We start from the raw sequence: 8,488 nt of genomic DNA on the forward strand, positions 1-8,488 counted from the left end.
TTCCGGCCGGTCGCTCGACGCGGGCGGTCGGTGGGCGGGGGTGGCCGGTCAGCCCGTCGGGCCCGTGCCGGCGCCCGGCGCCGGGCCGCGTGCGGATGCGCCCCACCATCTGATCGTTTGGAATTGAGCTGTGTCGTCCACTGTGAAGTCGGAGCCGTCCGCCACCTCCGCCGAGCCCCGGCCCGCCGGACCGCTCGACCGCTGGCGCCCGCGGGCCGCGGCCGCCTCGGTCTGGTACCTCCGGCTGCTGGCGCTGTTGAACGTGGCGACCGTGCTGCTGGTGCCCTGGGGGAACCAGGTCAACGAGCACAACGAGGGCGAGTACTTCACCCCGTACCTGATGACCTCCGGTCTGGCGGCCGCGGTGCTGTCGGTCTTCCTGGCGGTCGCGATGCGGCGGCGCAAGCGGGCCGCGTGGATCTTCAACGCGGCGCTCAGCAGCGTCTTCGCCCTGCTGTACCTGGCGGTCATGGTGCTGCCCGGCGAGCGCTTCAACAAGCACCCGCTCAACTACATCTCCACGGTGCTGACCTGCCTGTTCGTGCTGGCGCTGCTGATCGGGCGCAAGGAGTTCACCTCCAAGGGCGACCGCTCCAACCCGAAGACCGCGGCGGCCACCTTCGTCGGCGGGCTGTTCTTCGGCGGCGCCGTCGGCGCGCTGCTGGTCTGGATCACCAACGAGCTGAACGGGGCCGGCTGGTGGGACCTCTTCCGCTACTCGGTCGGCCGGATGATCACCATCACCCCGTCCGAGCACCTGCGCTCCGTGATCGCGGCCCCGACCTGGGTGAACGCGGCGATCAACGCGATGGGCGCGGTGCTGTTCCTGCTGGTGCTGTACGTGGCGTTCCGCAGCCCGCGCGGCAAGGAGCTGCTCAACCCCGAGGACGAGGCGAAGCTGCGCGGCCTGCTGGACAAGCAGGGCGAGCGCGACTCGCTCGGCTACTTCGCGCTGCGCCGGGACAAGGCGGTGGTCTTCTCCCCCAGCGGCAAGGCGGCGGTGACGTACCGGGTGATCGGCGGGGTCTCGCTGGCCTCGGGCGACCCGATCGGCGACCCGGAGGCCTGGCCGGGCGCGATCGAGGCCTGGCTGTCCGAGGCGCGCGAGCACGCCTGGGCGCCGGCCGTGATGGGCGCCTCCGAGGAGGCCGGGGTGATCTACGCCCGGCACGGGCTGGACGCGCTGGAGCTGGGTGACGAGGCGATCGTCGAGCTGGACGAGTTCTCGCTGGACGGCCGGGCGATGCGGGTGGTCCGGCAGGCGTACAACCGGGTCAAGCGGGCCGGGTACACGGTGCGGATCCGCCGGCACGAGGACATCTCCGAGGAGGAGATGGCGCGGCTGGTGTCCAAGGCCGACGAGTGGCGCGACGGGGCGACCGAGCGCGGCTTCTCGATGGCGCTGGGGCGGCTCGGCGACCCGGGCGACGGCCGCTGCGTGATGCTGGAGTGCAGTGACGGGGACGGCGAGCTCAAGGCGCTGCTGAGCTTCGTGCCGTGGGGCCCGGACGGGCTCTCGCTGGACCTGATGCGCCGGGCCCGGGACACCGAGAACGGCCTGATGGAGTTCATGGTCATCGAGCTGCTGCAGCGTGCGGAGGAGGTCGGGCTCAAGCGGGTGTCGCTGAACTTCGCGATGTTCCGCTCGGTCTTCGAGCGCGGTTCCAAGCTCGGTGCCGGTCCGGTGCTGCGGCTGTGGCGCTCCGTCCTCGGCTTCTTCTCGCGCTGGTGGCAGATCGAGTCGCTGTACCGCGCGAACGCCAAGTACCGGCCGATCTGGGAGCCGCGCTACCTGCTGTTCGAGAAGAGCAGCGAGATTCCCCGGATCGGCATCGCCAGCGCCCGCGCCGAGGGCTTCATCGTCGCGCCGAGCCTGCCCGCCCTGTTCCGGCGCCGGCACGCCGGGCCCGCCGTGGTGGCGCCCCGGGTGCCGGTGGCGGCCCGGGACGGGAAGGGGTAGCCCTCCGTCGGGGGGCGGAGGGGGGCCGGGCGGCCGGGGGCGGAGAAGGCCATCGGTCGTACGGGGGGTCCGGAGGGGGGATTCGTCTCCCTCCTGAGGATGACCTCGATCCCCATCCATGCCGATGTGGATTTGTTAACAGGCTTCTAATGTGGGAGTAGCTGACAAGTTCGGGGATTCGGGAGAAACGGTTGTGATTCACAGGACCCACGCGGGGGGCGTGCGAAAGGGGCTGCTGGCGCGAGCCAGAAAGGCCGCTGTCGCAGAGTGGGGGACGTTGTACCTGACGGTCCGCGACGCGGTGGTGCGCAAGAAGTTCGCCGCCTTTCCGCTGGCCACGACGGCGACGTTTCTGATCCTGCTGTTCAGCATCGTCCAGCACCTGCCGGGCGGTGAGCGGTTCGTCAACCACATCGGGGTGGTGCGGGCCTCGCTGCCGCTGGAGGTCTCGCTGCTGCGGACCCCGCTGTCGTTGTACGTGCCGGCCCTGGACCTGCCGGTGTGGGGAGCACTGGCCCAGGTCTTCGTGGTCTTCGCGATCGCCGAGGTCGTGCTCGGCCGGCGGATGACGCTGGTGGTCGCCTACGCGTGCACCCTGGCGGGCACGCTGTTCGCCCGGGTCGGCGTGGCGATGGGGCCGCACCACCTGTTCGGCTTCCCGAAGTGGGTCGCCTTCGTGCGGGACACCGGGCCCTCGGCCGCGGTGGTGGCGCTGGCCATCTGCATCGCGTTCCGCACCCGGGCCTGGTTCACCGCCGCCACGGTGGTGGTGCTGATGGTCGGCGAGGCGGTCGTGCTGCCGAACCTGGCGGGCCTGGAGCACGTGGTCGCGGTGGTCACCGCGCTGCTGATCGCCGTCTCGGTCGAGGTCTTCGGGGACTTCTGGCCGCGGGTGCTGGCCGGGGTCGGCGCCGCCACCTCGGTGGCCACCGCGGCCTCCCGGGAGGTCGCGGCGGAGGCCCGGCGCCGTTCGGCGGGGGCCGTCATCCCCTGAGTGACCCTTCACCTTCCTTGTCGGCCGCGTACGGGGCGTTGCCCGTACGCGGCCGTCATGCGTGCGGGAGGGGCAGCTCGAACCAGACGACCTTGCCCACCGCCTTGCGGGCGGTGCCCCAGTGTTCGGCGAGCTTGGTGACCAGGGTGAGGCCGCGGCCGGTCTCGCCGAGCTGCTCGGCCGGTTCCAGCGAGGGCAGGTTGTGGTTGTCGTCGCTGACCTCGACCAGCAGCTTGTCCACCCGGATCAGCTGGAGCTGCACCCGGTCCCGGGCGACCCGGACGGCGTTCGTGACCAGTTCGCTGACCAGCAGCTCGGTGGTGTCGCTGAGCGCCTCCAGGTGCCAGGCGGCCAGCTGCTCGCGGACCAGGGAACGGGCCCGGCGCACCTCGCGCTGGTCCACGGTGAGGTTCCAGGTGGCCACCTCGGACGGGGCGACCCCGTCGAAACGGGCCACCAGCAGGGCGACGTCGTCCTTGCGGTCGTCCGAGTGCAGCCGGCGCAGCACCTCGTCGCAGGCCTGCTCGGGGCTCTGCTGCGGGTCGATCAGGTTGCCGCACAGCGCGGCCAGGCCCGCCCCTATGTCCCCGCCCCGGACCTCGACCAGTCCGTCGGTGCACAGCACCAGCATCGAGCCGTCCGAGACGTCGATGGTCTTGGCGACGAACGGCACCCCGCCGACGCCGATCGGCGCGCCGGCCGGGATCTCCAGCAGCTCCCCGCTGCCGTCCGGGTGCACCAGGACGGGCGGGACGTGGCCGGCGCTGGCCAGCTCGCAGGTCCGGTTGATCGGGTCGTAGACCGCGTACAGGCAGGTGGCGAGGTGGTCGTCGCCGAGCTTCTGGGCCAGGTTGTCCAGGTGCCGCAGCAGCTGGCCGGGCGGCAGGTCCAGGGCGGCGAGGGTCTGCATCGCGGTGCGGAAGCGGCCCATCGCGGCGGCCGAGTGGATGCCGTGGCCCATCACGTCGCCGACCACCAGGGCGACCCGGCTGCCGGGCAGCTGGATCGCGTCGAACCAGTCGCCGCCGACCTCGGCCTTCGGATCGCCGGGCAGGTAGCGGTGGGCGATCTGCACCCCGGGGATCTGCGGCGGGCGGGTCGGGATCATCGAGCGCTGGAGGGTGGTGGCGACCCTGGCCTCGGCGCGGTGCAGCCGGGCGTTGTCCAGCGACAGCGCGGCCCGTACCGCCAGCTCCTTGAGGGTGGCGGCGTCGCTCTCGTCGAAGGGGGCGCGGTCCGGCAGCCGGAGCAGCTTGAGGATGCCCAGCACGGTGCCCCGGGCGGACAGCGGGACCACCAGCATCGAGCGGCCGGAGACCACCGGGGCCAGCCGGGCGCCGCCGAGCGCGATCGCGTAGTCCACCGCGACGTCCGCGCTGACCACCGGGACCAGCACCGGCTGGTTCAGTTGCAGGGCCAGCCCGGGCGGGGTCCGGCGCGGCATGCTGACCAGCGAGCCCTCGGAGAGCACGTGGTCCCAGGCGCCGCCGGTCTGGTTGAAGACCAGGGCGACCCGGCGCAGCATGGTGTCGTCGTCGGGGCGGGAGACCGGTAGCTCGGAGTCCGAGATCAGGCCGTCCACGAGGTCCACGCAGGCGAAGTCGGCGACCCGGGGGACCAGCACCTGGCACAGCTCGTGGGCGGTGAAGCCGAGGTCCAGGGTGGTGCCGACCTTGCCGCCGACCTCGTTCAGCAGGGCCAGCTGTTCGCCGGCCTGGCCGTTGGTGAGGAACGGGCCCAGTCGGCCGCTCGGCGGTCCCTCGGCGCCGGTGGGGGCGGGGACGGCGCCGGGCGGGGCCTGGGCGGGGCGGCGCGGCGGGAGGCCGTGGGCGGACGACTCGACGGCGGCCTGCGGCTCGATGGTGGCTCCTCCTCCGGTGCGTGGGGGTGTCTCGCGGCCGGGGGCCGGGAGCGGGGCGGGCGGGGCACCGACGACCGCGGTGGGCCGCTCGCCGGGGGCGTGCGGGGCGGGGTCGCGCCGGGCCGGGCCGTGCGGCGCCGGTTCGTGCGGGGCCGGGTCACGTTGGGCGGGCAGCGGGCCCTGGGGACGGCGGCCCGGCGCGGACTGGTCGGCCTGCGGCGGCGGACCGAGCCGGGCCGCGCGCTGCTGGGGCGTCGGGTAGCGGCGGCCCAGGCCGGCGGCCACGTGGGCGGTGCCGGCCTGCGGATCGGAGGGCAGCACCGCCAGCACGGTGGTCGCGTCCAGCCGCAGTGCGGGCAGCCCGCCCAGGGCGGCGGCCGCGCGCAGCGGGGCCCGGAGGGCGGCGGGCAGCAGCCGGGCCAGCGGCTCGGGCAGCTCGGCGGCCGGCGGGGTGAGGGCGGCGGTCAGCCCGTGGAAGCCGCCCCGGGCGCCGGGCGTCGCGGCGAAGGGCAGCAGGCGCTCGCCGAGGGCGAGCCGCGGTCCGGAGCTGCGCAGCGGGCGGGCGTCGGCGGCGAGCGCGAGCAGTCCGCCGGCCGGGCCGGGCAGCGGGTAGGCCCACCAGAGCACGTCGCGCTGGTGCTCCTCCCGGTCGGTCACGGTGAGCCGCCCGGCCCAGGGGCGCCCGGCGGCGGTCAGCCCGGCCAGGGTGTCGAGGGCGTCGCAGCGGCGGCGCACCGCGCAGCGGCCGAGCACCCGTGCCTCCAGGGCGGGCAGCAGGCCCGAGGCCGGGCGGTCGGTGGCGGCCTCGGCGCGGTGCCCGAACAGCTCCTCGGCGGCCCGGCTCCACTGGGCGATCCGGCCGGCCCGGTCGACCACGACGAGGGCGAGCCGGACCAGGGCGGCCACTCCGGTCGGGTGGTCGCCCGGCGCGGTCTCGGCGCCCGCCGGAAGCGGTGTGGAGTTGGACTCGGCCACCATGGATTCGGTCTGCTCCCGCCTGGCCACCGCGCCCGGGGCGGCCGTTTCTCCGGAGGAAGGCACGCTGTGCGGATACCAGCGAAGCACGGACCGGGCCGGGCCCGACACCGAAACGGGGAGATTCATCAGGATCGGTTGCGTGTCACGTGCCGCGCGCCGGTCCGCACGCCCGCTTCACCCGGACGGCGGCCCGGAACGCGGCGGTAGGGTGGCAGGCCGGGCCGCCCGCGCGGCGGCTCCGCAGGAAGCCGGCCGGACGGACGAGACAGAGGCGAGATCGTGACCGCGCAGAGCCCCGCCCGCTGGACGGACCCGGAGCAGCAGGAGCTGGAGGAGCGGGTCGCCGCCGCCGAGCTGGCCTGGCTCAGCATGGACGTGGACGTCCAGACGCTGCGGGTCGAGATCGACAACTTCGCCCTGATCCACCACCAGCTGCTCGGCCCGCTCTACGCCCGGCTGGACGAGCTCGACGCGCTGGTCGCCGAGGCCGTCGCGGCCCGCACCGGGGACCCGGAGGACCGGCGGCGGGCCACCGAGGCCCGGCAGCGGGTCGAGGAGCTGCCGGACCTGGACGCGCTGTTCGACTCCGTACGGGAGAAGTCCGCGGAGGGCGCGGAGGAGGCCGTCCCGCCGCCGCCCGCCGCGCCCGCCCGGGTGCGGCCCGGGAAGGAGGCCCAGCGGATCTACCGCGAGCTGGTCCGCCGCGCCCACCCCGACCTCACCACCGACCCCGGCGAGCAGCAGCGCCGGGCGGACTTCCTGGTCCGGGTGAACGAGGCCTACGCCTACGGGGACGCCGCCGTGCTGGAGGGCCTCGCCGCCGAGTGGTCCACCGCGCCGGAGGCCGCGCCCGCCGTCGACTCCCCCGACCGGCTGGGCTGGCTGCGCCGCCGGCTGGACTGGCTGACCGCCAAGATCACCGAGACCGCCACCGAGCAGGTCCGGCTGGAGCAGACCCCGATGGGCCAGCTGCTCGCCCTCGCCCCGCAGGACCCGGACCGGCTGCTGGAGCAGCTCGCCGAGGAGCTGCTCGCCAAGGCCGCCGCACAGCAGGCCGAGCTGGAGCGGCTGCTCGGCACCCCGGATCCGGCCCACCGGCCGACGGCGGTGGGCGACAATGGCACCGGCCCCACCGACTCCACCGACCCGCACCGAGCCCAGGAGAGCCCCACGATGTTCGCGCAGATCCCCTCCACCGACGCCGCCTCCGTGCCGGCCGATGCCGCCCTGCTGGACGTGCGCGAGCAGGACGAGTGGGACGCCGGCCACGTGGACGGCGCGCTGCACATCCCGATCGGCGAGGTGATCGCCCGGATCGGCGAGCTGCCGGAGGAGAAGCTGTACGTGCTCTGCCGGGTCGGCGGCCGCTCCGCGCAGGTCGTCCAGTACCTGGTGCAGCAGGGCCGGGAAGCGGTGAACGTGGACGGCGGGATGTACGCCTGGGAGGGGGCCGGCCGTCCGATGGTCAGCAGCACCGGCCAGGCCGCCTTCGTCCTGTAGGGCCCGTCTTCGGACTCCCGTCTGCGGGGCGACGCCGGGGCACGCACCTCGCCGCGTTGTCGTCGGTCGCCAATGCGCTGCATTGGGCTCCCTCCTCCGCCTTGCGATGCACGCACCCCAACGCCGCCCCGCCCGCCCTCCGGGCGAACGACGCGAGTCCGAAGACGGACCCTAGGACCTCCGGAACCTCGCGGTGCCCGCCCGGGGACGGGTAGGGCAGGATGGGCGCGCGACGCGCCGGTACCGGCCGGCGGCGCGCCGACCGGGCGGGGAGGCCATGACGGGCAGCACGGACCGGGCCGCCCCGGGGAGGGTCTGGTCGACGCCCGCGCAGCTCGTCCTCGGCCTGGCCGCCGCGGTGCTGGTCAGCGCCACCGGGCTGTTCCTCGCCGCGGTGTTCCTGCACGTCGCCCCCGCCAACACGCTGTCCCGGCAGTACCGGGACGAGGTCGACGGGATCGTCTACCCGGAGTTCGAGCAGAACTGGAAGCTGTTCGCCCCCAACCCCTTGCAGCAGAACGTCGACGTGGACGCCCGGGTGCGCACCGTCGCGGACGGCGGCGCCACCCGCACCCATGACTGGACCGGGCTGACCGCGCAGGACATCGCGGCGATCCGGGGCAACCCGGCGCCCAGCCACGTCGACCAGAACCTGCTGCGCCGGGCCTGGGACTTCTACGACGGTTCCCACGACGCCCAGGACGGGAAGCCGACCAACTCGCGCGGCCGGCTCGCCGAGCAGTACCTCAAGCGGATCGCGTTGCAGCGGATCGGCCGGGAGGTGGACGGCGAGCGGGTGCTGGAGATCCAGTTCCGGGCGACCACGGCGACCGTGCCGCCGCCGTCCTGGAGCGGCGAGGCCGCGCCGCCCGCGCCCAGGGTGCGGGAGCTGCCGTGGTGGCCGGTCGGGGACGAGGACTACCGGGGGCTGGGGTGAACGAGGGGGCGGTGGAGCCCGTGGCGTCGGGCGTGGACCCTGCGGCGCCGACCGTGGCGGGCGGGCCGGTGGTGCCGCGGCCGCTGGACGGCGTGCCGCTGCTGGACGGCGTGCCGCGGCAGGGCGGACCGTCCGTCGCCCCGGCGGGCCCCGGGCCCGGGGCGGGGCCCCGCCCCCCCGGGCCCGCCCCCCCGCGCCCGCGGGGCGCCGGCCCCCGACCGCGACGCCGTCTCATAGAAAAAAAAAACGCACGCCCCC

General features: G+C 74.8%; 5 protein-coding genes. 4 read left to right on the forward strand and 1 reads right to left on the reverse strand.

Annotated elements, in window-relative coordinates; all coding sequences use genetic code 11:
* Positions 1–130 precede the first annotated feature (130 nt).
* Together ACFXOZ_RS28545 and ACFXOZ_RS28550 are read left to right on the forward strand one after the other, a co-directional pair.
* Positions 131–1,960, forward strand: coding sequence for a phosphatidylglycerol lysyltransferase domain-containing protein (locus tag ACFXOZ_RS28545; protein ID WP_380525516.1), 1,830 nt, complete (start codon positions 131–133; stop codon positions 1,958–1,960).
* Between the two features lie 277 nt (positions 1,961–2,237).
* A complete protein-coding gene (locus ACFXOZ_RS28550) occupies positions 2,238–2,954 on the forward strand; it encodes a hypothetical protein (RefSeq protein ID WP_380525517.1) in 717 nt (238 codons plus the stop codon).
* 55 nt (positions 2,955–3,009) lie between these two features.
* On the opposite strand, the gene ACFXOZ_RS28555 is transcribed toward ACFXOZ_RS28550, so the two are convergent.
* Positions 3,010–5,856: a SpoIIE family protein phosphatase gene (locus tag ACFXOZ_RS28555; RefSeq protein WP_380593204.1), complete on the reverse strand. Its 2,847-nt coding sequence runs from the start codon at positions 5,854–5,856 to the stop codon at positions 3,010–3,012.
* A gap of 216 nt (positions 5,857–6,072) precedes the next feature.
* Between ACFXOZ_RS28555 and ACFXOZ_RS28560 the strand changes: the two genes are divergently transcribed.
* Together ACFXOZ_RS28560 and ACFXOZ_RS28565 are read left to right on the forward strand one after the other, a co-directional pair.
* The gene (locus ACFXOZ_RS28560; RefSeq protein ID WP_375891884.1) at positions 6,073–7,293 is read left to right on the forward strand and encodes a rhodanese-like domain-containing protein; all 1,221 of its coding nucleotides are present in this window, start codon (positions 6,073–6,075) and stop codon (positions 7,291–7,293) included.
* 277 nt (positions 7,294–7,570) lie between these two features.
* On the forward strand, positions 7,571–8,230 hold the full coding sequence (locus ACFXOZ_RS28565; RefSeq protein ID WP_380593205.1) for a DUF5819 family protein: 660 nt from the start codon (positions 7,571–7,573) through the stop codon (positions 8,228–8,230).
* The last annotated feature ends 258 nt before the right edge of the window (positions 8,231–8,488 follow it).

Origin of the sequence: Kitasatospora sp. NPDC059160 (genome assembly GCF_042755465.1) — a bacterium.
Lineage (GTDB): Bacteria > Actinomycetota > Actinomycetes > Streptomycetales > Streptomycetaceae > Kitasatospora.